The organism is Stenotrophomonas sp. BR163, from assembly GCF_047520985.2.
In the GTDB taxonomy this organism is placed as follows: domain Bacteria; phylum Pseudomonadota; class Gammaproteobacteria; order Xanthomonadales; family Xanthomonadaceae; genus Stenotrophomonas; species Stenotrophomonas sepilia.
Genome location: NZ_JAXBRE020000003.1, coordinates 250,456 through 272,771, shown reverse-complemented (window position 1 = coordinate 272,771; position 22,316 = coordinate 250,456). Strand labels below are relative to the sequence as shown.

Annotated in this window: 25 protein-coding genes; 9 read left to right on the top strand and 16 right to left on the bottom strand. The window is 67.9% G+C overall.

The window, feature by feature from the left end:
- Positions 1–13: 13 nt before the first annotated feature.
- The gene (gene murA / locus ACM0PY_RS03695) at positions 14–1,285 is read left to right on the top strand and encodes a UDP-N-acetylglucosamine 1-carboxyvinyltransferase (protein ID WP_088497780.1); all 1,272 of its coding nucleotides are present in this window, start codon (positions 14–16) and stop codon (positions 1,283–1,285) included.
- Entirely contained in the window at positions 1,282–1,599 is a 318-nt protein-coding gene (locus tag ACM0PY_RS03690) for a hypothetical protein (protein ID WP_053500219.1), read from the top strand. The genes murA and ACM0PY_RS03690 overlap by 4 nt, the downstream gene beginning before the upstream one ends.
- Before the next feature lie 122 nt (positions 1,600–1,721).
- On the opposite strand, the gene ACM0PY_RS03685 is transcribed toward ACM0PY_RS03690, so the two are convergent.
- The 7 genes from ACM0PY_RS03685 to purM all read right to left on the bottom strand — a co-directional run bounded on the left by ACM0PY_RS03685 (position 1,722) and on the right by purM (position 6,642).
- On the bottom strand, positions 1,722–2,405 hold the full coding sequence (locus ACM0PY_RS03685) for a DUF3108 domain-containing protein (RefSeq protein ID WP_005415565.1): 684 nt from the start codon (positions 2,403–2,405) through the stop codon (positions 1,722–1,724).
- A gap of 2 nt (positions 2,406–2,407) precedes the next feature.
- Entirely contained in the window at positions 2,408–3,229 is an 822-nt protein-coding gene (locus ACM0PY_RS03680; protein WP_072168187.1) for a DUF3108 domain-containing protein, read from the bottom strand.
- Between the two features lie 68 nt (positions 3,230–3,297).
- Complete coding sequence (purN, locus tag ACM0PY_RS03675) at positions 3,298–3,957, bottom strand: phosphoribosylglycinamide formyltransferase (protein WP_134970638.1); 660 nt, start codon at positions 3,955–3,957, stop codon at positions 3,298–3,300.
- Positions 3,954–4,616, bottom strand: a complete 663-nt coding sequence (locus ACM0PY_RS03670; protein WP_134970640.1) for a DUF2238 domain-containing protein — start codon at positions 4,614–4,616, stop codon at positions 3,954–3,956. The genes purN and ACM0PY_RS03670 overlap by 4 nt, the downstream gene beginning before the upstream one ends.
- Before the next feature lie 38 nt (positions 4,617–4,654).
- Complete coding sequence (locus tag ACM0PY_RS03665) at positions 4,655–5,077, bottom strand: hypothetical protein (RefSeq protein WP_111190420.1); 423 nt, start codon at positions 5,075–5,077, stop codon at positions 4,655–4,657.
- Positions 5,074–5,562 carry a hypothetical protein gene (locus ACM0PY_RS03660; protein WP_005415570.1) on the bottom strand — a complete coding sequence of 163 codons (489 nt, stop codon included), beginning with the start codon at positions 5,560–5,562 and terminating at the stop codon, positions 5,074–5,076. The genes ACM0PY_RS03665 and ACM0PY_RS03660 overlap by 4 nt, the downstream gene beginning before the upstream one ends.
- A gap of 21 nt (positions 5,563–5,583) precedes the next feature.
- Positions 5,584–6,642 carry a phosphoribosylformylglycinamidine cyclo-ligase gene (gene purM / locus ACM0PY_RS03655; RefSeq protein ID WP_061480735.1) on the bottom strand — a complete coding sequence of 353 codons (1,059 nt, stop codon included), beginning with the start codon at positions 6,640–6,642 and terminating at the stop codon, positions 5,584–5,586.
- Positions 6,643–6,741: 99 nt separating this feature from the next.
- Between purM and ACM0PY_RS03650 the strand changes: the two genes are divergently transcribed.
- The 3 genes from ACM0PY_RS03650 to hda are packed head-to-tail and all read left to right on the top strand — an operon-like array spanning position 6,742 to position 9,754.
- Positions 6,742–7,881 carry a DUF2066 domain-containing protein gene (locus ACM0PY_RS03650; RefSeq protein ID WP_065185832.1) on the top strand — a complete coding sequence of 380 codons (1,140 nt, stop codon included), beginning with the start codon at positions 6,742–6,744 and terminating at the stop codon, positions 7,879–7,881.
- Positions 7,878–9,047 (top strand): AI-2E family transporter, encoded by a 1,170-nt coding sequence (locus ACM0PY_RS03645; RefSeq protein WP_414609368.1) that lies wholly within the window; start codon positions 7,878–7,880, stop codon positions 9,045–9,047. Before ACM0PY_RS03650 ends, ACM0PY_RS03645 begins: the two co-directional genes overlap by 4 nt.
- Complete coding sequence (gene hda / locus ACM0PY_RS03640; protein WP_053500213.1) at positions 9,047–9,754, top strand: DnaA regulatory inactivator Hda; 708 nt, start codon at positions 9,047–9,049, stop codon at positions 9,752–9,754. The genes ACM0PY_RS03645 and hda overlap by 1 nt, the downstream gene beginning before the upstream one ends.
- A 607-nt stretch (positions 9,755–10,361) precedes the next feature.
- On the opposite strand, the gene murU is transcribed toward hda, so the two are convergent.
- The 4 genes from murU to ACM0PY_RS03620 form a co-directional block, all read right to left on the bottom strand.
- Positions 10,362–11,072 carry an N-acetylmuramate alpha-1-phosphate uridylyltransferase MurU gene (murU, locus tag ACM0PY_RS03635; protein WP_134972472.1) on the bottom strand — a complete coding sequence of 237 codons (711 nt, stop codon included), beginning with the start codon at positions 11,070–11,072 and terminating at the stop codon, positions 10,362–10,364.
- Positions 11,069–12,094, bottom strand: coding sequence for an aminoglycoside phosphotransferase family protein (locus tag ACM0PY_RS03630; protein ID WP_134972473.1), 1,026 nt, complete (start codon positions 12,092–12,094; stop codon positions 11,069–11,071). Before ACM0PY_RS03630 ends, murU begins: the two co-directional genes overlap by 4 nt.
- A gap of 63 nt (positions 12,095–12,157) precedes the next feature.
- Positions 12,158–12,427 (bottom strand): GlsB/YeaQ/YmgE family stress response membrane protein, encoded by a 270-nt coding sequence (locus ACM0PY_RS03625; protein ID WP_005415577.1) that lies wholly within the window; start codon positions 12,425–12,427, stop codon positions 12,158–12,160.
- 69 nt (positions 12,428–12,496) lie between these two features.
- Positions 12,497–13,990 carry a M20 family metallopeptidase gene (locus tag ACM0PY_RS03620; RefSeq protein WP_061479235.1) on the bottom strand — a complete coding sequence of 498 codons (1,494 nt, stop codon included), beginning with the start codon at positions 13,988–13,990 and terminating at the stop codon, positions 12,497–12,499.
- 199 nt (positions 13,991–14,189) lie between these two features.
- Here ACM0PY_RS03620 and ACM0PY_RS03615 point away from each other — a divergent pair, with 199 nt between their 5' ends.
- The 4 genes from ACM0PY_RS03615 to ACM0PY_RS03600 all read left to right on the top strand — a co-directional run bounded on the left by ACM0PY_RS03615 (position 14,190) and on the right by ACM0PY_RS03600 (position 17,340).
- Positions 14,190–14,516 (top strand): ComEA family DNA-binding protein, encoded by a 327-nt coding sequence (locus tag ACM0PY_RS03615; protein ID WP_032953992.1) that lies wholly within the window; start codon positions 14,190–14,192, stop codon positions 14,514–14,516.
- Between the two features lie 352 nt (positions 14,517–14,868).
- Entirely contained in the window at positions 14,869–15,954 is a 1,086-nt protein-coding gene (locus ACM0PY_RS03610) for a L,D-transpeptidase (RefSeq protein ID WP_180885541.1), read from the top strand.
- Positions 15,955–15,971: 17 nt separating this feature from the next.
- Complete coding sequence (locus ACM0PY_RS03605; protein ID WP_180885539.1) at positions 15,972–16,697, top strand: murein L,D-transpeptidase catalytic domain family protein; 726 nt, start codon at positions 15,972–15,974, stop codon at positions 16,695–16,697.
- 34 nt (positions 16,698–16,731) lie between these two features.
- Entirely contained in the window at positions 16,732–17,340 is a 609-nt protein-coding gene (locus tag ACM0PY_RS03600; RefSeq protein ID WP_180885537.1) for a HutD/Ves family protein, read from the top strand.
- Between the two features lie 115 nt (positions 17,341–17,455).
- Here ACM0PY_RS03600 and ACM0PY_RS03595 read toward each other — a convergent pair whose 3' ends face one another.
- The 5 genes from ACM0PY_RS03595 to ACM0PY_RS03575 form a co-directional block, all read right to left on the bottom strand.
- Positions 17,456–19,060 carry a sulfite reductase subunit alpha gene (locus ACM0PY_RS03595; RefSeq protein ID WP_180885535.1) on the bottom strand — a complete coding sequence of 535 codons (1,605 nt, stop codon included), beginning with the start codon at positions 19,058–19,060 and terminating at the stop codon, positions 17,456–17,458.
- The gene (locus ACM0PY_RS03590) at positions 19,057–20,028 is read right to left on the bottom strand and encodes an FAD:protein FMN transferase (protein ID WP_180885534.1); all 972 of its coding nucleotides are present in this window, start codon (positions 20,026–20,028) and stop codon (positions 19,057–19,059) included. The genes ACM0PY_RS03595 and ACM0PY_RS03590 overlap by 4 nt, the downstream gene beginning before the upstream one ends.
- Positions 20,029–20,080: 52 nt before the next feature.
- Entirely contained in the window at positions 20,081–20,884 is an 804-nt protein-coding gene (locus tag ACM0PY_RS03585) for a DUF4198 domain-containing protein (RefSeq protein ID WP_180885532.1), read from the bottom strand.
- 116 nt (positions 20,885–21,000) lie between these two features.
- The gene (locus ACM0PY_RS03580) at positions 21,001–21,519 is read right to left on the bottom strand and encodes a DUF2271 domain-containing protein (RefSeq protein WP_180885530.1); all 519 of its coding nucleotides are present in this window, start codon (positions 21,517–21,519) and stop codon (positions 21,001–21,003) included.
- A gap of 40 nt (positions 21,520–21,559) precedes the next feature.
- Positions 21,560–22,198, bottom strand: a complete 639-nt coding sequence (locus tag ACM0PY_RS03575; protein WP_180885529.1) for a PepSY-associated TM helix domain-containing protein — start codon at positions 22,196–22,198, stop codon at positions 21,560–21,562.
- Positions 22,199–22,316 lie beyond the last annotated feature (118 nt).

Sequence of the window (22,316 nt, the reverse complement as noted above, 5' to 3'; positions counted from 1 at the left end):
AGATCCCGAATACATGGCCAAGATCGTTGTGACCGGCGGCGCTGCGCTGCACGGTGAAGTGAGCATCTCCGGCGCCAAGAACGCCGTCCTCCCCATCCTCTGCGCGACCCTGCTGGCCGATGAGCCGGTGGAGATCACCAACGTGCCGCACCTGCACGACGTGGTCACCACGGTGAAGCTGCTGGGCGAGCTGGGTGCCAAGGTCACCATCGACCAGGGCACGCTGTCGCGTGGCAGTGCGATCGTGGTCGACCCGCGTTCGGTCAACCAGCACGTGGCGCCGTACGAGCTGGTCAAGACCATGCGCGCCTCGATCCTGGTGCTGGGCCCGCTGCTGGCCCGCTTCGGTGCGGCCGAAGTGTCGCTGCCCGGCGGCTGCGCGATCGGTTCGCGTCCGGTCGACCAGCACATCAAGGGCCTGCAGGCGCTGGGTGCCGAAATCGTGGTCGAGAACGGCTTCATCAAGGCCAGCGCCAAGCGCCTGAAGGGCGGCCATTTCACCTTCGACATGGTCAGCGTCACCGGCACCGAGAACGTGCTGATGGGCGCGGTGCTGGCCGAAGGTACCACCATCCTCGACAACTGCGCGATGGAACCGGAAGTGACCGATCTGGCGCATTGCCTGATCGCGCTGGGCGCGAAGATCGAAGGCCTGGGCACTGCCCGCCTGGTCATCGAAGGCGTCGAGCGCCTGTCCGGCGGCCGCCACGAAGTGCTGCCCGACCGCATCGAAACCGGTACCTTCCTGGTCGCTGCGGCGATGACCGGCGGCAAGGTTACGGTCAACCGTGCGCGCCCGAACACCATGGACGCGGTGCTGTCCAAGCTGGTCGAGGCCGGCGCGAAGATCGAGACCACCGAAGACACCATCACCCTGGACATGCAGGGCAAGCGGCCGAAGGCGGTCAACCTGACCACCGCGCCGTACCCGGCGTTCCCGACCGACATGCAGGCGCAGTTCATGGCACTCAACTGCGTGGCCGACGGTGTGGGCGTGATCAACGAAACGATCTTCGAGAACCGTTTCATGCACGTCAATGAACTGCTGCGCCTGGGCGCGGACATCCAGGTGGAAGGCCACACCGCCATCGTGCGTGGCAGCGAGCACCTGAGTGGCGCACCGGTGATGGCGACCGACCTGCGTGCGTCGGCCTCGCTGATCCTGGCCGGCCTGATGGCCAGCGGCGAGACCACCATCGACCGCATCTACCACCTTGATCGTGGCTACGAGAACATTGAAGAGAAGCTGTCTTCGCTCGGCGCCACCATCCGACGCGTGCCATGATCCTGCGCGGCAAGTTCAGCCCGCGCCGCAAGGCGCTGCTGGCCCTGGTGCTGATCGTGCTGGCGTGGTTGGGCTATGCCTGGTACGCCAACATCGCCATCACCCAGGGCATCGAGCAGAAGGACATGGACTGGAACGGCGACGGCACGGTCTCGCGTGACGAGATCATCGAATCGTTCTACGCGGTCGCGGTGAACGACAGCCAGGACGGCAACCGCCATTGCCGCACCTTCGTCTGGCGCAGCACCGGCGAGCAGATCCGCGTGGACTGCCGCACCGAGTTCAAGCCGGCCGCGGCCGAGCAAAAGAAGTAAGAACAACGCCCGCGAAAGCGGGCGTTTTTTTACGGTAGATCCACGCCATGCGTGGATGAAGGCGCCGGGTCGCTGTCGGGGTCAGAGCCCTTCCCGTTGGGAAGGGATCCGACCCCGGGCGCTCAGTTCATCGCCTTGATGGTCAGGTCCAGTGCATCGCGGCCGCTCTCACGCTGCAGCATGCGCGCCGGCACCGGGAATTCCGGCACGATCCAGGCGATCAGCTCCTTGTTGCCGTCGGCACGCGAGACCTTGGTGGCTTCGTAGCTCTTGCCGCCCACGGTGATCGATTCCTTGCCGATCACGCGGTAGGTCATGTTCTTGATGCGGCCTTCGTCGACCATGCGATAAGTCAGCGGCTTGCCGGCGGCCAGGTCGCGGGCGATTGCCAGGTTGATCAGCAGCGCGTCCATGTCGCCCGTCTTCAACGCGATGGGGCCCGCACGGTCCGGCTTGATGTCGCCGGTCCAGGTGGCCTGGTTGCTGGTCCAGTTGTAGTTGGCCTGCACATTGCGCTTCTTCACCAGCAGTGCCGAACGGTCCTGGCTGCTGAGCGGGCGCAGCTGGCCGCGCACCTCTTCGAACACGGTGCTCTGGCTCAGGTCGGCCAGCTGGTTCTTCACCTGCAGCGTGTAGCGCCACTTGTTGGCTCCCTCGCTGCTCAGCGTCATGCTGCCATTGGCCTGCATGCCCATGTAGCTGGCCAGGTAATCGGCCTTGAATGGCTGCAGGGCCATGGCCGGCAGGCTGGCCACCGACAGTGCGGCTGCAGCGATCCAGGTGAGGGGGCGGGTCAGGGTGCTCATGCTCAGACTCCTTGGTACTCGATCAGGCGCAGATCGACGCGGTCTTCGCCGTCTTCGCGTTGCAGGATGCGCACCGGGGTGGGGACACCGTTGGCGATCCAGAGGATGGTTTCGTTGTTGCCGCCGTTGGTCCGGTACACCCGCAGCGCGTTGTAGGACAGGTCGCCGACCTCGACATTCTCGGTCTGCGGCGCGGCCTGGTAGTCGTGCTGGCGGACCTTGCCCATGTCCACGTAGCGGTAATGCATGGTGGCGCCCGGGCGGGCATCACGCATGATCGCCAGATTGATCAGCAGCGCGCTCTGGTCGCCCGGCTGCAGCGCGATCGGTTGCGCACGTTCCTTCTTGACGTCGCCGCTCCACTGCGCGGTGCCGGCCTGCCAGTTGTACGTGCCGACCGCTTTCTTGCCCAGGAACAGGCCCTTGCGCACCGTGCTCTGGCTGAGTGGCGCATAGACGCCGCTGCGCTCTTCGAACACCGTGCTCTGCTCGATGTTCAGGCCCAGCACGCTGGCGAAGCCGCGGCGGCCGACCACCTGCATGTCCACCCGCCACTGGTTGCCGCCGGTGTGGGTGACCTGCATGCTGGCGTCGCCGGCCTCCTTGCCTTTGTAGAAGGCCTGGTAGGTCGCGGTGAACGGCTGCAGCGGCGGCGGCTCCCAAGCCAGCGCCGGGGGCATCGGCACGGCCGGTTCTGCGGGCGGCTGTACTACGGGCGCCGGCTGCGCAGGGGCCGCAGGCGCTTGCACCTGGCCCCAACCCACGCCGGGAAGCACGACAAGCGACAGCAGCAATGAAGTGGACAGCAGGGTCGTGGTCTTCATGGAGGACAGGAGCTGCAGGAGGGGGGCAGGATGCCAGCCCCGCAGTCAGCGGGGCGTGTGCATGGGCGTTACCGGTTCAGGTTCCCGGCGGAATCTAGGGCCAGTGGGCTAAACAGGGGGTGACCGTCCAGGTGCGGCTGCCCCTCCCGTTCAGTCAGGCGACCGGCGCACAGCAGCTGGAGGGTGGCGATCAGCAGCGGGTGCTCCACCTCCAGCACGCGCGCGGCCAGGCTGTCGGCGTCATCGCCGGGCATCACCGGCACCCGCGCCTGGGCCAGCACGGCGCCGGCATCCAGTTCGGGAACGACCAGATGCACGCTGGCCCCGTGCTCGGCATCGCCGGCGTGCAGCGCCCGCGCATGCGTATCCAACCCCTTGTGCAGTGGCAGCAGGGAGGGGTGGATGTTGACCAGGCGGCCATTGAAGCGCTGCACGAAGGCTGCGCCGAGAATGCGCATGTAGCCGGCGCAGACGATCCAGTCCGGCGCGACCGCGGCCAGTGCATCGCCCAGGGCCTGCTCGTAGGCGGCGCGGTCGTCGAATTCCTTCGGCGCATGTGCCCAGCGCAGGCGTGCACCGACCCGTTGCAGCGCGGCGGCGGCTGGGCGGTCGGAGAACACGCCGACGATCTCGGCGGGCAGGCGGCCCGCTGCGATGGCATCGAGGATGGCCTGCAGGTTGCTGCCGCGCCCAGAGGCGAGCACGGCAATGCGGGTGGGCGTGGTCATTGCCGGGCACTCCGGCGGATCAACGGCCAGGTCAGCAGGCTGCCCACGGTCGCCAGCAGCATGTCGGCGTGCGCGTCCCACATGTCGCCCTGCTGCCCGTTGTAGGCCTCGGCGGCGTCGGGCGAAAGGGCCAGAGCGATGGCCCACTCGAACCACTCGTAGACCAGGCTGGCGCACATCACTGCCATCACCGCCAGGGTGAAGGCCTGGCCGCGGCGCAGCGCCGGCCAGGCATGGCGTGCCAGCTGCAGCAGCGCAGGCGTGAAGCAGACGCCGAACAGGAAGTGGATAAGCCGGTCGAAATGATTACGCTGCCAGCCAAACGCCGCATTCGGCGACCAGCCGGTCAGCGCCTGCGCCCATGCGTCGTAGGGCACGTTGGAGTATAGCCAGCGCGCGCCCACGCAATGCAGTGCGATGAAGCCACAGATCGCGATGAAGGCGCCATTGCCCAGCCAGCCACCCCGGCGGTCGGCCCATAGCAGTGCGGCCAGCCCGATCACGGTCAGGGTGCTGTGCAGGGCCTGCTCGATGGGCCACAGCGGGTGGATCCAGCTGATCGCGAATACCGCCAGCACGGCGGCGAAGGCCAGCTTCTTGGGGCCCGTGAAACGGGAAGCGGCAGGCGGGGCGGTCGTCGGGAGGGCAGGCGCGGACATGGGGAGTCGATCAGGGAAGGGGGCGTCTGCCAGCAAGCTCAGACGCTGAGATGGTCGCCGCGGTCGAACAGTGCGGCCATGTCAGGCTTGGACAGGAACACCCAGGCATAGGCGGTCAGGGCCATGCCCAGCGGGCCAGCCAGTACCGCCAGCCAGGCCGCGCGCTGGCACCAGGCCAGCCCGGTGCGGCGCGACAGCAGGCGTGCGGTGTGCAGCTGTACGACGCCAAGCGCGGCCGCCAACAGCGAAATGACCCCGTAGACCGTGGCCAGTACCGCGCCATCGCCCAGCCCGCGCGAGCTGGCGACCAGGCCGATGAAACCGAGGAACGCCAGCGCGGCCATCCAGTGGAAAACCGCCAGCGCGTAGAACAGCACCTTCAGCGTCTGCAGGTGGCTGGCCAGCTGCAGCTGCGCCAGGGTCTGCTGTGGTAGCGGCGGTGGTGCGCCGGGTGTCGTCATGTCGTTGCACCCCTTGCATCGAAGGCGGCCTTGACCTGCGGGCGCAGCAGCGTAACCAGGGTGAATACCCCCAGAACGGTGCCCAGCGGCGCGCACAGGCAGAGCAGGCCGGCCACGATCAGGCACAGCAGGTGGCGACGACGCTGGGCCAGGCAGCGTCCGGCCTGGATGACGAATGCGGCCATGCCCAGGCCACCGGCGACGAACACGGTCCCCAGCACCGTGAACACCCAGCCGAACAGGCGCTGTTCGGCCGGCGACGAGGGCTGGCCCCCGGAGTTCATCGGCAGATGGCCGCTCAGCGCACTGATGCCGAGCACGATGTACAGAATGAAAAACAGCGAGAGCAGCGCGATCAGGCCGCCGAACACGTAGTGCGCGATGGACAGCGCGCGCAGGTGGTCAGCGTCCTGCCTGCTGAAGACCGGCACGGCCGCCAACGGCGGCGGTACCGGGGTGGGTGCCAGGGGGGGCGTTGCGTCCATGCGGGCTCCTCGGGGTCGGGTTCAGCCGATGCGGACGCGCTCGGCGCCTTCGGCGGTGACCACCTGGCCGATGGTCCAGTGCTCCAGGCCCTGCGCCTTGACCGCCTCGGACACCGCAGCCACCTGGTCCGGCGCGACGATCAGCACGAAGCCGATGCCGCAGTTGAAAGTGCGCCACATCTCGCTGTCGGCCACCGCGCCTTCCTTCTGCAGCCACTGGAATACCGGCGGCAGGGTCCAGGACGAGGCCTGGATGTCCAGGCCGAGGCCGTCGGGCACCACGCGGATGATGTTCTCGGTCAGGCCGCCACCGGTGATGTGGGCCATGCCGTGGATGGCGTCGCCGTGCGACTTCAGCAGCGACAGGATCGGCTTCACGTACAGGCGGGTCGGTGCCATCAGCGCATCGACCAGCTTCACGCCACCTTCCAGTTCCAGGTCGGCCGGGCGGCCGGCGCGGTCGTAGATGCGGCGCACCAGCGAGTAGCCATTGGAATGCGGGCCGGACGAGGCGATGCCGATCAGCACGTCGCCGGCGGCCACGCTGGCGCCGTCCTTCAGCTCGCTCTTCTCGACCGCAGCCACCGTGAAGCCGGCCAGGTCGTACTCGCCCGGGGCGTACATGTCGGGCATTTCAGCGGTTTCACCGCCGATCAGCGCGCAGCCGGCCTCGGTGCAGCCGTTGGCGATGCCGCCCACCACCGCTGCGGCGGTGTCGATGTCCAGCTTGCCGGTGGCGAAGTAGTCCAGGAAGAACAGCGGCTCGGCGCCCTGCACCAGCACGTCGTTCACGCACATCGCGACCAGGTCGATGCCGATCGTATCGTGGCGGTTCAGCTGGTGGGCCAGCTTCAGCTTGGTGCCCACGCCGTCGGTACCCGACACCAGCACCGGCTCGCGGTATTTGTTGGACAGGTCGAACAGGGCGCCGAAGCCGCCCAGGCCGCCCATCACTTCCGGGCGGAAGCTGCGCTTGACCAGGGGCTTGATCCGCTCGACCAGCGCGTTGCCGGCGTCGATGTCGACACCCGCGTCACGGTAGGTGAGGGGGGAGGGGGCGGAAGACGGGGTGTTGGTCACGGGCGTCGGCGCTGGCAGGGGTTGAACGGGCGATTTTAACAGGCCGCATTGGCGCAAAGGCCGTATTCGGGCAACAATTCCCCCGGATTCGTCGAGCCAATGGATGTCCTGATGCGCCGCAGCCTGATTCTGACCCTGCTCCTTGCACTGAGCCTGCCAGTGGCCACGATGGCCCAGAGCGGCCTGCGCACCGAGGGAGATGTTGCCACCGCCTCGGGTGCGTACGAGGCCGAAGTGCCCGTCAACAGCCAGGCCGAAACCGATCGCAACGGCGCCCTGGCCCGTGCCCTGAGCGTGGTGCTGGGCAAACTGTCCGGCGACCGCAACGTGATGTCCCGCCCCGGCGTGGTGCAGGCGCTGCGCAACGCCAAGGACTACGTGGCCAGCTACGACTACAAGCAGGACCAGAGCGTGGGCGCCAGCGGCGCGCCGAGCTTCAGGACCCTGCTGGTGGCCCGCTTCCGCGAGGATGACGTCGACTCGCTGGTCTCGGCGCTGGGCCTGCCGCTGTGGCCGCAGCCGCGGCCGAAACCGGTGGTGTGGCTGGCCGTCGACGACGGCAGTGGCCCGCGCCTGGTCAGCGTGCAGCAGGCCAACGCCGCCCGCCCGCTGCTGAACCGCGCCATCGAGCGGGGTTACAAGCTGGGCCTGCCCAGCGGCGGTGCCGCCGAACAGGCGCTGGCCGGTGCCATCTGGCGCCAGGACAGTGCCGCCGTGGCCCGCGCCTCGTCACGCTACTCGCCGCCGATGCAGCTGATCGGCAAGCTCTACCGCGCCAACGGCGGCTGGCAGGCGGACTGGGTGTTCGTCGACAACGGCCGCGAGCTGAACAAGTGGACCAGCAAGGACGCCAACGCCATGCGTGCGATGGCCGCCGGTGCCGATGGCGCCGCCGACGCGCTGGTCAAGCGCTATGCCAAGGCGGGTGCCGCCGTCGGCCAGGCCGGGACCTACCGCGTGGTGGTCACCGGCATCAACAGTGCCGACGACTACCTGCGCCTTGCCGCCGGGCTGCGCGAGGTGCCGGTGGTGCGCAATGTCACCCCGCTGCACGCCTCGGCCGGCCAGCTGGAGCTGAGCCTGGAGATGACCACCGGCCTGGCCGGCTTCAACCGCATGCTGGGCGACAATGGCGTGCTGGTGCCCAGCGCGACGCTGCCGGCCCTGCCGACCCCGATCGATGACACCACCGGTGCCCCGGTGGCCGCGCCGGTCAGCAACGAGTACCGCTTGCGATGACCCTGACCCCGGAAGCCGAAATCGCGCAGTTCCTGCGCCGCCTGAAGTACATCCTGTTCGCCGGCCTGGTCGGCTGGGTGGTGTGGCTGCTGGCACCGATCCTGACCCCGTTCGTGCTGGCGCTGGCGCTGGCGTGGCTGGGCGATCCGCTGGTGGACCGCATCGAGGCCACCGGCCGTTCGCGCATGACCGGCGTGGTGCTGGTGTTCGCTGCGATGGTGCTGGTGATCGTGGCGCTGCTGCTGGTACTGGTGCCGATGATCGAGCGCCAGATCACCACCCTGATTGCGGTCGCGCCGCAGGCACAGGCGTGGCTGATGGAGAAGGGGATCTCCTGGTTCGAGCAGAAGACCGGCCTGGAAGTGATGCAGTGGCTGGATCCGGACCGCCTGATCGAATGGGTGCGCAGCCACTGGCAGCAGGCCGGCGGCTTCGCCACCACATTCATGGGCTACGTCTCGCGTTCGGGCTTTGCGATGGTGACCTGGGTGGTCAACATCCTGCTGCTGCCGATCCTGGCGTTCTACTTCCTGCGCGACTGGGACAAGCTGGTCGAGCGGGTGGCGTCGGTGATTCCGCGCAACCACATCGGCACCATCAGCGCGTTGGCGCGTGAGTCCAACGAGGTGCTGGGGGCGTTCATCCGCGGACAGTTCCTGGTGATGCTGGCGCTGGGCGTGATCTATGCCGGCGGCCTGTCGCTGGTCGGCCTCAAGCTGGGCCTGCTGATCGGCCTGATTGCCGGTCTCATCAGCTTCATCCCATACCTGGGCGCGACCACTGGCGTGCTGATGGCGGTGATCGCGGCACTGGTGCAGGCGCAGGGCTTCGACCTGAAGCTGCTGATCCTGGTGGGCGTGGTGTTCACTGTGGGCCAGCTGCTGGAAAGCTACGTGCTGACCCCGCGTATCGTCGGCGACAAGATCGGCCTGCACCCGGTGGCAGTGATCTTTGCGGTGATGGCCGGCGGCCAGCTGTTCGGCTTCCTCGGCATGCTGCTGGCGCTGCCGGTGGCGGCGGTGACCAACGTGCTGCTGCGCTATGCGCATCAGCGCTACCGCCAGAGCGAGCTGTACGTGGGCGAGAAGCCGGCGATCGTGCTTGATGGCGTAGTGGACGCCCCCCATATCATCGTTCCGAACGACAAGGGCCCCGACCTGAAGTGATGGGCGTGCCGCAACTGCCGCTGGCCCTGCATTACCCGCGGGACCAGCGCCTGGAGACCTTCATCGGCGCGCCGGACGGCGCGCTGGCGCAGCTGCGCGCGATCGCGGTTGGTGCCAGCCACGACTGGGTCTACCTGGAAGGTGCGGCGGGAACCGGCAAGACCCACCAGGCGCTGGCGATGTGCTCCAGCGCCGAGCAGGCCGGGCGCCTGCCGACGTACGTGCCACTGGCCAGCGCAGCAGGCCGCGTCCGTGCAGCGCTGGATGGGCTGGACGCACGCGAACTGGTGGCGCTGGACGGGCTGGACGAGGTTGCCGGCAATCGCGAGGACGAGATCGCGTTGTTTGATTTCCACAACCGCGCGCGCGCTGCAGGTGTGACCGTGCTGTACACGGCGCAGAAGGCACCGGGCGAGCTGGGCCTGGTGCTGCCGGACCTGCGTTCGCGCCTGGGCCAGTGCGTGCGCGTGCTGCTGCAGCCGCTGGATGAGGAAGGTCGTGCTGCGGTGCTGCGCGAGCGTGCACTGCGACGTGGCCTGGCCATCGACGAAGCGGCCATCGAATGGCTGCTGTCGCACACCGGCCGTGAGCTGGGTGGATTGATCACCCTGCTGGACTGGCTGGACCGCGAATCGCTGGCGGCGAAGCGGCGGATCACCGTGCCGTTCCTGCGCCAGGTGCTGGAAGAAGGCCGGCCTCGTTACTGAGGGTGGGGTTTGTTTGCAGGGCTGCGCCCTGCACCCGCCGAAGCCGAAGCAACGTCAACGTCAACGTCAAAGGCTGGCTTCCTGAGGGGAGGCGGGGTGGCTCAGGTTGCGGGGGACGGCGCAAGTACGTCCATGTAGCCTCGATCGCGCCATCCATGGCGTTCACGTCCCCGCAACCTGAGCCACCCCGCCTTCGACAGGTTCCCGCGATCTGCCGGGACTGCGTACTGCACTGCTGTTGGTGGGTGTCGACCATGGTCGACACGTGTCTTGCTTGTGGTGGGTGACGACCGTTGGTCGTCACCGGAGCAAGCGCAGCGAAGCGACCCGCTTTTGCTTTTCTTTCCTTTCTTCCGTGGCTGGACGCCCACGGAAACTGTCAGAGGCCGGGCGGGTGGGCCATGCAGGGGCGTTGGCGCCATGGATGGCGCCATCGAGCTTACAGGGGTGAGGGCGCTTTGCTTGCGAAGCACTGCTTCGCAAGCGCCTGAACGCACAGCCGCCAGCGGCTGGGCCGGGCCCCGGAGGGGGACTTGCAGCGTCCCCTGCATGGCCCACCCGCCCGGCCAAGCACGCGATCCGCTTTACGCGACCAACCACGAGGGGCTCAGCCGTTCGCCGCCAACTCAGCATCCAGCGCGCGCAGCCGATCCACGGTCCCGACATCGGTCCAACGCCCGCGATGGTGCTGCCCCGTCATCAACCCCTGCGCCATGAAATGCTTCTGTAGCGGCACCACCGAGAACCTCGGCGGCAGCCGCTCGCTGCCCGGCGCATCGCCGATCACCGCGCGCCAGTCGGCCACGATCGAGGGGCGGTACACGCCGATGCCGGCATAGGTCAGGCATGGCCCTGCGCGGTCGTGGTGCAGCAGGCCCTGTGCATCCAGCCGATAGTCACCGTTCGGGTGCTGAACCGGATTGTCGACCAGCACCAGATGTGCCTGGCCCTGCGGCTCGCGCGGCAGCGTGGCGAAATCGAAATCGGTCCAGATATCGCCGTTCACCACCAGGAACGGGGCATCGCCCAGCACCGGCAGTGCATTGAGGATGCCGCCGCCGGTTTCCAGCGGGGTCTGCCCTTCGTAAAGGAAATGCAGGCGCAGGCGCCACTGGCTGCCATCACCCAGCGTCGCCGGGAACTGCTCGGCCAGCCACGCGGTGTTGACCACTACCTCGCGTACGCCGAGCGCCGCCAGGCGCTCCAGGTGCCAGACGATCAGTGGCTTGCCGGCCACTTCCAGCAGCGGCTTGGGTGTGTGCAGGGTCAGCGGGCGCATGCGCTCGCCGAGCCCGGCGGCAAAGACCAGCGCCTTCATCGGGCCACGCGCATCGGTGCGCCCAGTTCGGCCAGCGCCGGCTTGATGCGGTTTTCCAGCAGCTGCTGCAGGGGGGCCAGCTCGCGATAGCGTGGCAGCACTTCATCCAGATAGCCGATGAAGCGCGGTGCGTCGTCCAGGTAATGGCCCTTGTTGTCGCGGTAGCGCAGGCGGCAGAACAGGCCGAGGATCTTCACGTGGCGCTGGATGCCCATCCAGTCGGCATCGCGCAGGAAGGTGGCGCGGTCGGGCACCGGCAGGCCGGCGTCGCGCGCGCGTCCGTGGTACTGCGCCAGCCACTCGTCAACGCGCTGCAGCGGCCAGCTCAGGAAGGCGTCCTTGAATAGGCTTACCGCGTCGTAGGCGATCGGGCCACGCACCAGGTCCTGGAAATCCAGCACCGCGGGGCCGTCGTCGACCGGCATCAGGTTGCGCGGCATGTAATCGCGGTGGGTCATCAGCTGGGCCTGGCCCAGCGCGTTGTCCATCAACCGGCGATGCACCAGCTGCAGCCCCTCGAGCTCACCGCAGTCCAGTTCCAGGTTCAGGTGCCGCTGCAGGAACCATTCGTCGAACAGGCCGGCATCGCGCTGCAGCAGCGCTTCGCCGAACTGGCCGAAGTCGGCTGGCACTGCAATCGCCTGCAGGCGCAGCAGCTGTTCGATCGAGCGGCCAAACCATTCATCGGCATTGCGCTCGTCGAGGATCCTGGCCAGGGTCGGGCCGCCGAGATCTTCCAGCAGCAGGAAGCCGGCCTCCAGGTCCTGCGCCAACAGTGCGGGCACGCGCAGGCCGTTGTCGTGCAGCAGGCCGCGCATGCGCAGCCACGGCCGCGGATCTTCCAGCCCCGGTGGGGCGTCCATCACGATGTGGCTGCCACGGGTGCTGGTGGTGCGCCAGTAGCTGCGCATGCCGGCATCGACCGAAGCGCGCTCCACCACCGCGCTGGCATCGTCGAGCTGGGTACGGGCCCACTGCAGGCGCCGCGCGCTGCGCTGGGGATCGGAGGCGGGTTCGGTCATGCGGGCATATCCGGGGGCGCTGGACGCGCCAACGTCGGGAACAGGAAGGGAAGGGGGACGGGGTCAGCGGCGGCCGCTGAACAGGCGCAGGACGGCCAGCACGGCCACCGCGCCCACCACCGCACCGAGGAAACCGGCCGGTTCGCCGGGGGCATACCAGCCCATGTACTGGCCGAACCAACCGGCCAGCAGCGCACCGAGGATGCCCAGCACGATGGTCAGCAGGCAGCCCATGCGGTTGTTGCCGGGCATGAAGAAACGCCCGAGCAGGCCGACGAAGAAGCCGACCAGCAGGATGTACAACCAGCTGCTGCTGCCGAACAGACCATTCATGCGCGCGGATTCCGCTTGAGTGTGGACGCAGCCTAGCAAGGCCAGGCTGCGTCCGTCACCGGTGCCGGATCAGCAGCAGCCGTGGTCGCCGTGGCGGGTGCCGCTGTCGGCAGCCACCGGCGAACCGCTGGTCTCGCCACGCAGGCTGGCGGCGTAGTGCTCGCTGATCACCTTGGACACGCAAGCGGTGACCTTCTTGCCCATCGGGATGTGCAGGAACTCATTCGGGCCGTGCGCATTGGAGTGCGGGCCGAGCACGCCGGTGATCATGAACTGCGCACCCGGGAACTTCTCACCGAGCATGCCCATGAACGGGATCGAGCCGCCTTCGCCCATGTACATCGCTGGCTTGCCGAAGAAGGCCTGGCTGGCATCGTCGATGGCCTGGGTCAGCCACGGCGCCATGGCCGGGGCGTTCCAGCCGGTGGAGGCCTTTTCCAGGTCCAGGGTGACCTGCGCGCCGTTCGGCGGGTCGCGCAGCAACGCTTCCTTCAGCAGCTCGCCGCAGGTCTTGCCATCGGCGGTTGGTGGCAGGCGCAGCGACAGCTTCACCGAGGTCTGCGGGCGCAGCACGTTGCCGGCCGATTCCAGCGGCGGCATGCCGCCCACGCCGGTGACCGACAGCGCCGGGCGCCAGGTGCGGTTGAGCACCAGCTCGGTCAGGTCCTCGTTCATCGGACGCAGGCCGTCGACCATGGGGAACTTTTCGAAGATCTCGGTATCGACCACTTCGGCCGCGCGCCTGGCCTGTTCCAGGCGCTCGGCGGGGATTTCGACGTTCATGCCGTCGATCAGGATGCGGCCGGTGTCCTGGTCCTCGATGCGCGACAGCAGCTGGCGCAGCAGGCGGAAGCTGGACGGCACCACGCCGGAGGCATCGCCGGAATGCACGCCTTCGTTGAGCACCTTCACGGTGAAGTTGCCGCCGGTCAGGCCGCGCAGCGAGGTGGTGCACCACAGCTGGTCGTAGTTGGCGCAGCCCGAATCCAGGCAGACCACCAGCGAGGGCTTGCCGATCCGCTCGGCCAGGTGGTCGACGTAGGCCGGCAGGTCGTAGCTGCCGGACTCTTCGCAGGCCTCGATCAGCACCACGCAGCGGGCGTGCGGCAGGCCTTGGGCCTGCAGCGCCAGCACGGCGGCCAGCGAGCCGAAGATGGCGTAGCCGTCGTCCGCACCGCCGCGGCCATACAGCTTGTCGCCGCGAAGGACCGGCGTCCACGGGCCGAGATCGTCATCCCAGCCAGTCATTTCCGGCTGCTTGTCCAGATGGCCGTAGAGCAGGATGGTGTCGTCGCCGGTTTCGGCGCCGGTCGCGGGAATTTCCAGGAAGATCAGCGGCGTACGGCCTTCCAGGCGCACCACTTCAACCTTCAGGCCGGGCAGCTGCTGGGCCCTGGCCCAGTTCTCCATCAGGGTGACCGCCTGTTCCATATAGCCGTTCTGCACCCAATTGGCGTCGAACATCGGCGACTTGTTGGGAATGCGGATGTAGTCGACCAACTGCGGGACGATTTCGCTGTCCCACTTGTCATTGACGAATTGGCCGAGCTTGGCGCTGTCCATCTGAAACTCCGGTTGCATGGGCTGATCCGGCCATTCTACGCCTGTGCCACGGGTAGGGTTTTTCCTACATCACGTCGGGTATTTGGCTGGCTTACGGAAATCCGGGAAACCGATAGGCTGTGCACATGTGGTGACGGACACTGTTCCTGCCGACGGGATTGCCGGTCGGGGCGGCCAGAATCACAGGGAGATACACGTCGTGCCTTGGAGTGTCGTGTTGAGGGCACTGGTGCTGGTAGTGGGGATCGCTGGGGCGCATGCCGCCGAACCGATCGACATCAACCGCGCCGATGCCCAGGCGCTGCAGCAGGGATTGACGATGGTCGGGGCCGCCAAGGCCGAGGCGATCGTCGAGCACCGGCGCAGACACGGCCCGTTTCATCGCGTCGAGGACCTGGCGCAGGTGAAGGGGATAGGGAAAGCGATTGTCGAACGGAATCGACAGCGGATCACCGTAGGCAACAGGTTGTTGCCGGCGGATCCGGTACCCGGATCGGTACCGGTGCGGACCGTACCCAGGCGCTGACAGCAGGAATCGTCGGAACCGGCAGGAGGCTGGTTCACCGGTCGCGGACAGGAAGGCCGTGACCACCGACCGCCGCAGGACGCGGCACCAATCACCAGGATGGTGGCATCACAGACCTGTGGAAGGGGCTGAGATACAAACAGGACAGACGCGGCCGCGTGCAGGATGCAACGCTACCCCCACAGCGCAGGATGCGAGGGGGCGGCAGCAGGCCGACAAGGACGTAACGATTGCCCGGTACGACACATGGCTGTGTCGCCGGGCAGTTTCATTTCCGGCGCCTGGTTTTGCCGCGGCCACCACGGGCCGATGGTGTACGGTGGCCGCTCTGCATGGAAAGGACCCCCGCTGGATGCTTCCGCACCGCCCCACGACCCTGATGCTCGCCCTTGCACTGGCCCTGCCGCTGCTGGCCCATGCCGCTGCGACGACACCGGCTGCCAAGCCCGCAGCTGCCACCGCCGACACCGCCGAGGTGCGCGGGCCGACCGACCTGAAGCCGGGCGAATACCTGTGGCATCCGGAAATCTCGCCGACCGGCCCGATCGTGCTGGTGGTCAGCCTCGATGAGCAGCGTGCCTACGTCTACCGCAACGGTATTGCCATCGGCCTGACCACGATCAGCTCGGGCAAGGCCGGGCACGAGACACCGACCGGCGTGTTCACCATCCTGCAGAAGGACAAGGACCACAGGTCCAACCTCTACAACAGCGCGCCGATGCCGTACATGCAGCGGCTGACCTGGGATGGCATCGCCCTGCATGGCGGCAGCCTGCCCGGGCATCCGGCCTCGCACGGCTGCGTGCGCCTGCCGCAGGCCTTCGCGCAGAAGCTGTTCAGCGAAACCCAGCGTGGCGATACCGTCGTGGTGGCCGATGCCAAGAGCTCGCCGATGACCCTGGCCTATCCGTCAGTGCTGGCGCCGGTCAATGCACGCGGCCAGGCCCTGCCGGAGACGGAGGGTGGGGCGTCGGCACAGGCCTGGTGGAACGACAGCGCGGCGCCGGCCGGGCAGGTCGGCATCCTGGTCAGCCTGCACGACCAGCGCCTGTACGTGCTGCGCGATGGCGTGATGATCGGCGAGTCGCCGCTGAAGGCCGACGCGCTGCCGGCCTTCCAGGGCACCACCCTGTTCGTGATGGAGCAGGGTTACAGCGATACGCCCAGCCCGCTGGACGCGAACCAGCGCCTGCACCAGTGGACGGCCTACCCGTTGCTGGGCCAGGACCGTGCCCAGGCCACGCCGGACCTGCTGGCCACGCCCTCGCTGCCGATGGCGCTGCCGGCCGAGTTCGCCCGCCAGCTGTACCGGGTGCTGGTGCCAGGCACGACCCTGCTGGTGACCTCGCTGCCGGCGGTCCGCCCAAGCCCGGCTGAATCCGGAATGCAGCCGGTCTTGGAATCCGAGCCGCCAGGGTCCACCCTCAAGGGCAACTGAGTCCCTTCGTTGTGCCCATGACTGTATCCCGCCTGTGCCGGCTGGCCGCGTTCGGCCTGCTGGCGACCTCGGCCAGTGCCCCGGCGCTGGCACAGACGCCCGCCCTCGCCACCAGTGCCGAAGATCTGGCTGCCTTGCTGTCGCGCAGTGCGCCCAAGGCCGACCGCCACGTGTTGCAGCTGGCGGCGCACGCCATGCGCTGTGCGTTGCAGCGGCCGGAGCTTGGCATCAACGGTGACCGACTGAGCGTTATCGATTACTCGCGACCGTCCACCGAGCCGCGCCTGTGGGTGTTCGACCTGGCCCATCAGCGCCTGCTGTTCGAGGAATGGGTGGCGCATGGCCGCAACAGCGGCGAGAACCGCACCGAGCACTTCTCCAACCGCGATGGCAGTTTCATGTCCAGCCTCGGCGCGTTCACCGCGCAGGAGACCTACATGGGCGGCAACGGGTATTCGCTGCGCTTGGCCGGGCTGGAACCGGGCTTCAATGACCGCGCGCGCGAACGCGCGATCGTCATCCACGGCGCGCCATATGTGAACCCGGCCACCGCGCAGCTGCAGGGGCGGCTGGGCCGCAGCCTGGGCTGTCCGGCGGTGCGCCTGTCGGTGGCCAAGCCACTGATCGATGCGTTGCGTGGCGGCACGATGGTGTTCGCCTATTACCCCGACCAGGACTGGTTGAAACACTCGCAGCTGCTGGCCGGCGGGTGCGGCGGCCAGGGCACGCTGGCCACGCGGTGATGCACGATGGCGCGCGGCGTGATGCAATGCGCCGATGAACGTCGACTCCCTGCTGCACACTCCGAGCCAGGTCATCTCCCGCCTGGACTACCGCCGCGAACGCTGGCGGAATGGACTTGGCTGGACCCGCGAGATCCTGCGCCTGCCTGCGCAGGGGAATGACTGGGCGCTGCGCCTGTCGGTGGCCGAGATCGAGCTGGACGCGGCGTTCTCCGCGTTTCCCGGTGTGGAGCGTGAGCTGGTGCTGCTGCAGGGCAATGGCGTGCGCCTGCGCTTCGAGGATGGCCGCGTGGCCGAAGTCCTGCCGCCGCATGGGCGCGTGCGCTTTGCGGGCGAGGAAACGCTGCACGGCGAACTGGTCGACGGCACCACCCACGACTTCAACCTGATGTGGAAGCGCGACCTGCTGCAGGCCGAACTACTGCATCGGCCGCTGGTGGGCTCGATGTTCTTCTTCTGCGAACCAAGCGTGGCCTGGGCGCTTTACCTGTTGGCCGGTCATGCCGAATTTGGGGCTGACAGCGGTCTGCCGCCGATGCACGCTGGCGATACCGCGTGGTTGGCGGCCGGTGAACGGCAAAGGCATGCGTTGCAGGGCGGGGGCGAGTTGCTGGCGATCCGGGTCAGTGCGGCGGCGGGATGATTCCTCGGCGCCGGTGGGCGCTATCCACGCATGGCGTGGATCTACGGGTGTGCGATTGCCACGCTGCCCGGACACGCCGTTCAGTAGATCCACACCATGCGTGGATGCGGTGAGCTCAATACACATCGCGCCGGTAACGACCGGCCAGCAGTAGCGCTTCCTTGTCCGCAGTCCCCAGCACCTGCTCGATCACCGCATCCACCGCCGGGGCCATGCCCTGCAGGCTGCCGCAGACCAGGATCGTCGCGCCTTCATCCACCCACTGCCGCAGTGTTGCTGCTTCGGCCAGCAGGCGGTCCTGCACATAGCGATGCACACCGCCATCGCGGCTGAACACTGCATCCAGCCGCGCCAGCGTGCCGTCTTCCAGCATTGCCTGCAGCTCTTCGCCAAAATGGAAGTCATGCGCAGCAGTGCGCTCACCGAACAGCAGCCAGGTACGGCGCGCGCCACTGCGCACCCGTTCGTGCAGGTGCGCGCGCAGGCCGGCGATGCCGGTGCCGTTGCCGATCAGCAGCAGCGGTACCTCGGCGGCGACGCCGTGGAAATTGTCGTTGCGGCGCAGGCGGAGCTGCACCGGCTCGCCGATGACCGCGTGGTCGCACAGCCAGCCGCTGCCGATGCCAGGCGTGCTGTCCGCGCGCAGCTGGCGACGCAGCAGCAGCTCAACCGCGCCGTCGGCCATCACCGAGGCGATGGAGTACTCGCGATGCGGCAGCGGCTGCAGGGTCGCCAGCAATGCGGGCAGATCACCCGGGGGAACCAATGAAGGCAGTTGCGAGCGCGCGACGCGTGCCAGCAACGTCTGTCCGTCATCCAGCACCCTGTCCGCATCGAAGCGCTGTGCGTCCAGCCAGGCACGCACGGTGTGCGACGCATGCTGCGGGCCGATCTCGGCGATGTCGCCGGCCTGCCACTGCACATCTGCGCCGGCCGGTGGCCGCAGGCGCAACCAATACACTGGACCGCCGGGGCTGCCCGGGTTCAGATGTTCGCGCTGCAGCAGCGTCCACGGCTGGTATTCGGCCGGGCTCCAGTCGGGCAGTTCACTGGCGCCGCCGCCGAGTTGTCCCAGCAGCTGTTGCCAATGACGAAGCGCTGCCGGATCGGCGTTGTCGACCTCGATCGCATCGAACAGCGGATGCGCGCCGTGCTGGCGCAGCCATTGGTCAAGCTGGTGGCCGAATCCGCAGAAGTGACCGTAGCTGCGGTCGCCCAGTGCGAGCACGCCGTAGTGCAGGTGCTGCAGTGAAGGCGGCGAGACCATGACATCGCGCAGGAACGGCAGCGCGTGGTCAGGTGGATCGCCTTCGCCGGTGGTGCTGGCGATGAACAACGCGCGCTGGCTGCCGGCCAGCAACGCGGCGTCCACCTCATGCAGGCCGCGCACGCGCACGGGCACGCCGGCACCGCGCAGGGCCTCTGCGCTGCGTTCGGCCAGTTCGCGGGCAAAGCCGGTCTGGCTGGACCAGACCAGCAGGATGGGCGCGATGTCTCCGGTTGCGGCATCGTCGCGCGGGCGCCCACGCCACCACAGTGCGGCGCAGGCCAGCGCATAGACGGCCGTGGCGAGTGCCGCGATCTGCGAGTGCCGAATCGGTGGCGCGCCCTGCCACCACGCTTCACCGAGATGCAGGCGCAGCAACGCCCAGCCGATCAGCGCCAACAGGAGCAGGGCCAGGGCGTTGCCGAGCCACGCGCGCGACCGGCGTCCGCTCATGCGTCCTGCTCGTCGAGCAGGCGCTTGAAGGCGCTGCTGAGGAACTCGCGCGGGCCTTCCACGGCCCGTTGCAGGTAACGCACGGCCAAGCCCTCGCGCTCGGCCAACGCCAGGCCCTCATCACGGCCGAGCACGGTCAAGGCCGTGGCCCAGGCATCGGCGTGCATGGCGTCGTCGGCTACTACGGTGACTGCCGCGGCGACCTGGCGCACCGGCCTGCCGGTACGCGGATCGAGGCTGTGACTGTAAACCTCGCCATCGGCCAGGTACTGGTGCCAGCGATCGCCGGAGGTGGCCACGGCCTTGCCATCCAGTGCCAGCACCCGTGGCGGGGTATCGGTGTGTGCATCCTCTTCCGGTGCGGACTCCACCAGCACGCGCCAGGGATGGCCATCCGGCTTGCGGCCATAGCCTGCCAGTTCGCCACCGACCTCGATCAGCGCTGCTGCGATGCCTTGTCCACGCAACCAGGTGGCCACGTGATCGACGCCGAAGCCCTTGGCGATCGCAGAGAGATCCAGTTCCAGCCCGCCCGGCTGCAGCAGTGCATCGTCCTGCCAATGCAGGCGTTGCCAGCCGCAGCGTTCACGCGTCACCCGCAGCATCGCCGTGTCGGGCTGGCGGCGTTCACCGGCATGCGCACCGAAGCCCCACAGTGCAACCAGCGGACCGACGGTGGGATCGAAGGCGCCGTCACTGGCGGCAGCGATGGCCTGTGCGCAGGCCAGAACGTGGCGCGTTTCGGCGGGCAGTACACACCATTGGCCAGTGTTGGCGCGGTTGTAGCGGCTCAGATCCGAACCGCGCTCCCATGTGCTCATCTGCGCCACCACCGCATCCAGCCGCGCCTGGATGCCAGCATGCAGTGGGTGCAGGTCGCGCTGGCGCGGCGCGACCAGCGACACGCTCCAGGTGGTGCCCATGGTGGTGCCGCCGAGGCGGGCGATGTCGAGCTGGGGATCAGTCATGGTGATGCGTCGTGGCGGCGATGCCGGGGTGTGCCCGGCATCGTGGTCCACATCACTGCGGCAGCACTTCCAGCGTGGCGACGTAGCTCAGGCGGCGCTTGGCGGCCTGCTTCACCGAGGTCTTGTTGTCTTCGGTGCCGGTTTCCAGCCAGTACATGCCGGCTTCCGGCCAGGTCACCTTGATCTCGCCCTTGGCGTCGCTGGTGAGCTTCAGTTCGTCCTGTGCGTTGCGGTAGCGGGTGGCGCCCCGCACGATCTCGAACTCCAGGCCAGCGGTCGGCTTGCCATCGACCAGCACGCGGAAGGTGGCTTCCTCGCCGGCGAACAGGTCGTTCGGGTGGCCAACAGCGACCAGCTCGATACCCCGGTTGGTCGGCTTCAGCGCGGTGCCGTTCGGCGCACCGTTGGTGACGAAGGTCTCCACGCGGCCGATCGACTGGCTCAGTTCCAGCTTCTTCGCGTCCTTGGGCAGTTCGCCAAGGGTCGCCACGCTGCCGCGCCAGCGCTTGCGCTCGCCATTCTGCTCATAGGTGGCGAACAGGCCGTCATTGACCGACGCGATGCGGTAGGTGCCTGGCTGCTTCAGTTCGATGTCGAACACACTGCGGTACTTGCCGGTGGCCGCGTTCTGCGGCTGCACGGTGCTGCCGTCCGGCGCGGTGATCACCAGCGATTCCAGTCGCAGCGGCACGTGGTTGAAGTAGAACAGGTCGTTGGAGACCGCACCGTCGACGGTGACCCACGGTGCGTTGCCGGCGAGCACGGTCTGCGAGGGCAGCAGCCAGGCCTTGTGGGCCAGGGCGGAGAAGGGAAGGGCAGCGGCCAGGGCGGCGGCGAGGACGAGCGTGCGCTTCATGCGGAAGACTCCAGGGACGTTGGGTGGATGGGGTCAGGGCCCTTCCTGCGGAAGGGATCCGACCCCGGGATCGGATCCCTTTCCAACGGAAAGGGCTCTGACCCCGGAACAAACGGTCAGGGTTTGACGGCGAGGGTGACCTGGCCCAGTTCGGTGGCGCCCTGCGCCTTGCCGCTCTGCGCGGCGGTGGCCGGCCAGGTGAAGGGGATCTTCAGCAGTTCGCGGCCGCCGACTTCGCGCACCGCCTCCACCACCAGGGTGTAGTTGCCCGGGGCCAGCTGCTTCAGTGCCGGCTGCCTGTCGTTGAACGACAGCGCGTGCTTGCCGGCCGGGCGGGTCGGGCCGGTCACGCCGTCCACCGGCACCTGCAGGGTGCGGCCGCTCTTGCGCCACCACTGGCGCAGATCGGGCAGCCACTTGGTGCCGTGGCCTTCGCTGTTGCTGGTCTGCTGGTACCAGACCGACAGGTTGGCCGCGACCTTCTGGTCGGCGCCTTCCAGCCACACCGCCACATACGGGCGGTGGTATTCGGCCACGTTGAGCTTGGGCACTTCGACGTTGATGTCGAGGGTGGTGGCATAGGCCGGCGAGGTCGCCAGCAGGCCGCTGAGGGCGATGGTCAGGGTGACGCGCATGGGGCGGCTCCGGAGGAACGGATGGAATTCACGGTGGAAGTCAGTGGATCAGCAGCAGGGCGATCAACAGCGGGATCATCAGGCCGAGGCCGACCAGCGGCCAGGTCATGCGCCGTTGCCGCGCATGCAGGTGCAGCAGGAACAGGCCGGTGATGCAGAACACCAGGCAGGCCACGGCGAACAGGTCCAGGAACCAGCCCCATGCGGGGCCTGCGTTGCGGCCCTTGTGCAGGTCGTTGAGGTAGGAGACCACGCCGCGCGAGGTCGATTCGTACTCCACCGCGCCGGTTTCGCGGTCTATGCTCAGCCAGGCGTCGCCACCGGGGCGCGGCAGCGACAGGTAGATCTCCTCGGCCGACCACTCGGCCGGGCGGCCGCCGATGGCGATGCCCAGCTGCGTGTCCAGCCAGTGCCGGGCCGGGCGCGGAATCGGCGCGTTGCCGTCTTCGCGCGTGCCCAGCTGGCCCAGCAGCTCGGCCGGCAGTTCCAGATGCTGGTTCTGCACCAGGGGTTTGGCCTCGATCTTCGCGGCATGGTTGAGAGTCAGGCCGGTCACCGCGAACAGCAGCATGCCGATCAGGCAAACCGCGGAGCTGATCCAGTGCCACTGGTGCAGCGTCCGCAGCCAGAAGCCACGGTTCTGTTGCTGCTGCACGGTGGAAAGGGCGGGACGGCTCACGGCACGGTTCGAAGCGGACGGGGACTGCCCATTACATCATTGATGAGAATAGCTCGCAATTGCGTGTCGTTCTGTATCCCGGAGCAGGCATTCCGGGGTGCCGGCCAGCGGCCGGCAC

What these genes read in the sequence shown, in the direction of transcription:
- murA (WP_088497780.1), top strand. Translation starts at nt 14, where the DNA reads ATGGCCAAGATCGTTGTGACCGGCGGCGCTGCGCTGCACGGTGAAGTG.
- ACM0PY_RS03690 (WP_053500219.1), top strand. Translation starts at nt 1,282, where the DNA reads ATGATCCTGCGCGGCAAGTTCAGCCCGCGCCGCAAGGCGCTGCTGGCC.
- ACM0PY_RS03685 (WP_005415565.1), bottom strand. Translation starts at nt 2,405, where the DNA reads ATGAGCACCCTGACCCGCCCCCTCACCTGGATCGCTGCAGCCGCACTG.
- ACM0PY_RS03680 (WP_072168187.1), bottom strand. Translation starts at nt 3,229, where the DNA reads ATGAAGACCACGACCCTGCTGTCCACTTCATTGCTGCTGTCGCTTGTC.
- purN (WP_134970638.1), bottom strand. Translation starts at nt 3,957, where the DNA reads ATGACCACGCCCACCCGCATTGCCGTGCTCGCCTCTGGGCGCGGCAGC.
- ACM0PY_RS03670 (WP_134970640.1), bottom strand. Translation starts at nt 4,616, where the DNA reads ATGTCCGCGCCTGCCCTCCCGACGACCGCCCCGCCTGCCGCTTCCCGT.
- ACM0PY_RS03665 (WP_111190420.1), bottom strand. Translation starts at nt 5,077, where the DNA reads ATGACGACACCCGGCGCACCACCGCCGCTACCACAGCAGACCCTGGCG.
- ACM0PY_RS03660 (WP_005415570.1), bottom strand. Translation starts at nt 5,562, where the DNA reads ATGGACGCAACGCCCCCCCTGGCACCCACCCCGGTACCGCCGCCGTTG.
- ACM0PY_RS03650 (WP_065185832.1), top strand. Translation starts at nt 6,742, where the DNA reads ATGGATGTCCTGATGCGCCGCAGCCTGATTCTGACCCTGCTCCTTGCA.
- ACM0PY_RS03645 (WP_414609368.1), top strand. Translation starts at nt 7,878, where the DNA reads ATGACCCTGACCCCGGAAGCCGAAATCGCGCAGTTCCTGCGCCGCCTG.
- hda (WP_053500213.1), top strand. Translation starts at nt 9,047, where the DNA reads ATGGGCGTGCCGCAACTGCCGCTGGCCCTGCATTACCCGCGGGACCAG.
- murU (WP_134972472.1), bottom strand. Translation starts at nt 11,072, where the DNA reads ATGAAGGCGCTGGTCTTTGCCGCCGGGCTCGGCGAGCGCATGCGCCCG.
- ACM0PY_RS03630 (WP_134972473.1), bottom strand. Translation starts at nt 12,094, where the DNA reads ATGACCGAACCCGCCTCCGATCCCCAGCGCAGCGCGCGGCGCCTGCAG.
- ACM0PY_RS03625 (WP_005415577.1), bottom strand. Translation starts at nt 12,427, where the DNA reads ATGAATGGTCTGTTCGGCAGCAGCAGCTGGTTGTACATCCTGCTGGTC.
- ACM0PY_RS03620 (WP_061479235.1), bottom strand. Translation starts at nt 13,990, where the DNA reads ATGGACAGCGCCAAGCTCGGCCAATTCGTCAATGACAAGTGGGACAGC.
- ACM0PY_RS03610 (WP_180885541.1), top strand. Translation starts at nt 14,869, where the DNA reads ATGCTTCCGCACCGCCCCACGACCCTGATGCTCGCCCTTGCACTGGCC.
- ACM0PY_RS03605 (WP_180885539.1), top strand. Translation starts at nt 15,972, where the DNA reads ATGACTGTATCCCGCCTGTGCCGGCTGGCCGCGTTCGGCCTGCTGGCG.
- ACM0PY_RS03600 (WP_180885537.1), top strand. Translation starts at nt 16,732, where the DNA reads ATGAACGTCGACTCCCTGCTGCACACTCCGAGCCAGGTCATCTCCCGC.
- ACM0PY_RS03595 (WP_180885535.1), bottom strand. Translation starts at nt 19,060, where the DNA reads ATGAGCGGACGCCGGTCGCGCGCGTGGCTCGGCAACGCCCTGGCCCTG.
- ACM0PY_RS03590 (WP_180885534.1), bottom strand. Translation starts at nt 20,028, where the DNA reads ATGACTGATCCCCAGCTCGACATCGCCCGCCTCGGCGGCACCACCATG.
- ACM0PY_RS03585 (WP_180885532.1), bottom strand. Translation starts at nt 20,884, where the DNA reads ATGAAGCGCACGCTCGTCCTCGCCGCCGCCCTGGCCGCTGCCCTTCCC.
- ACM0PY_RS03580 (WP_180885530.1), bottom strand. Translation starts at nt 21,519, where the DNA reads ATGCGCGTCACCCTGACCATCGCCCTCAGCGGCCTGCTGGCGACCTCG.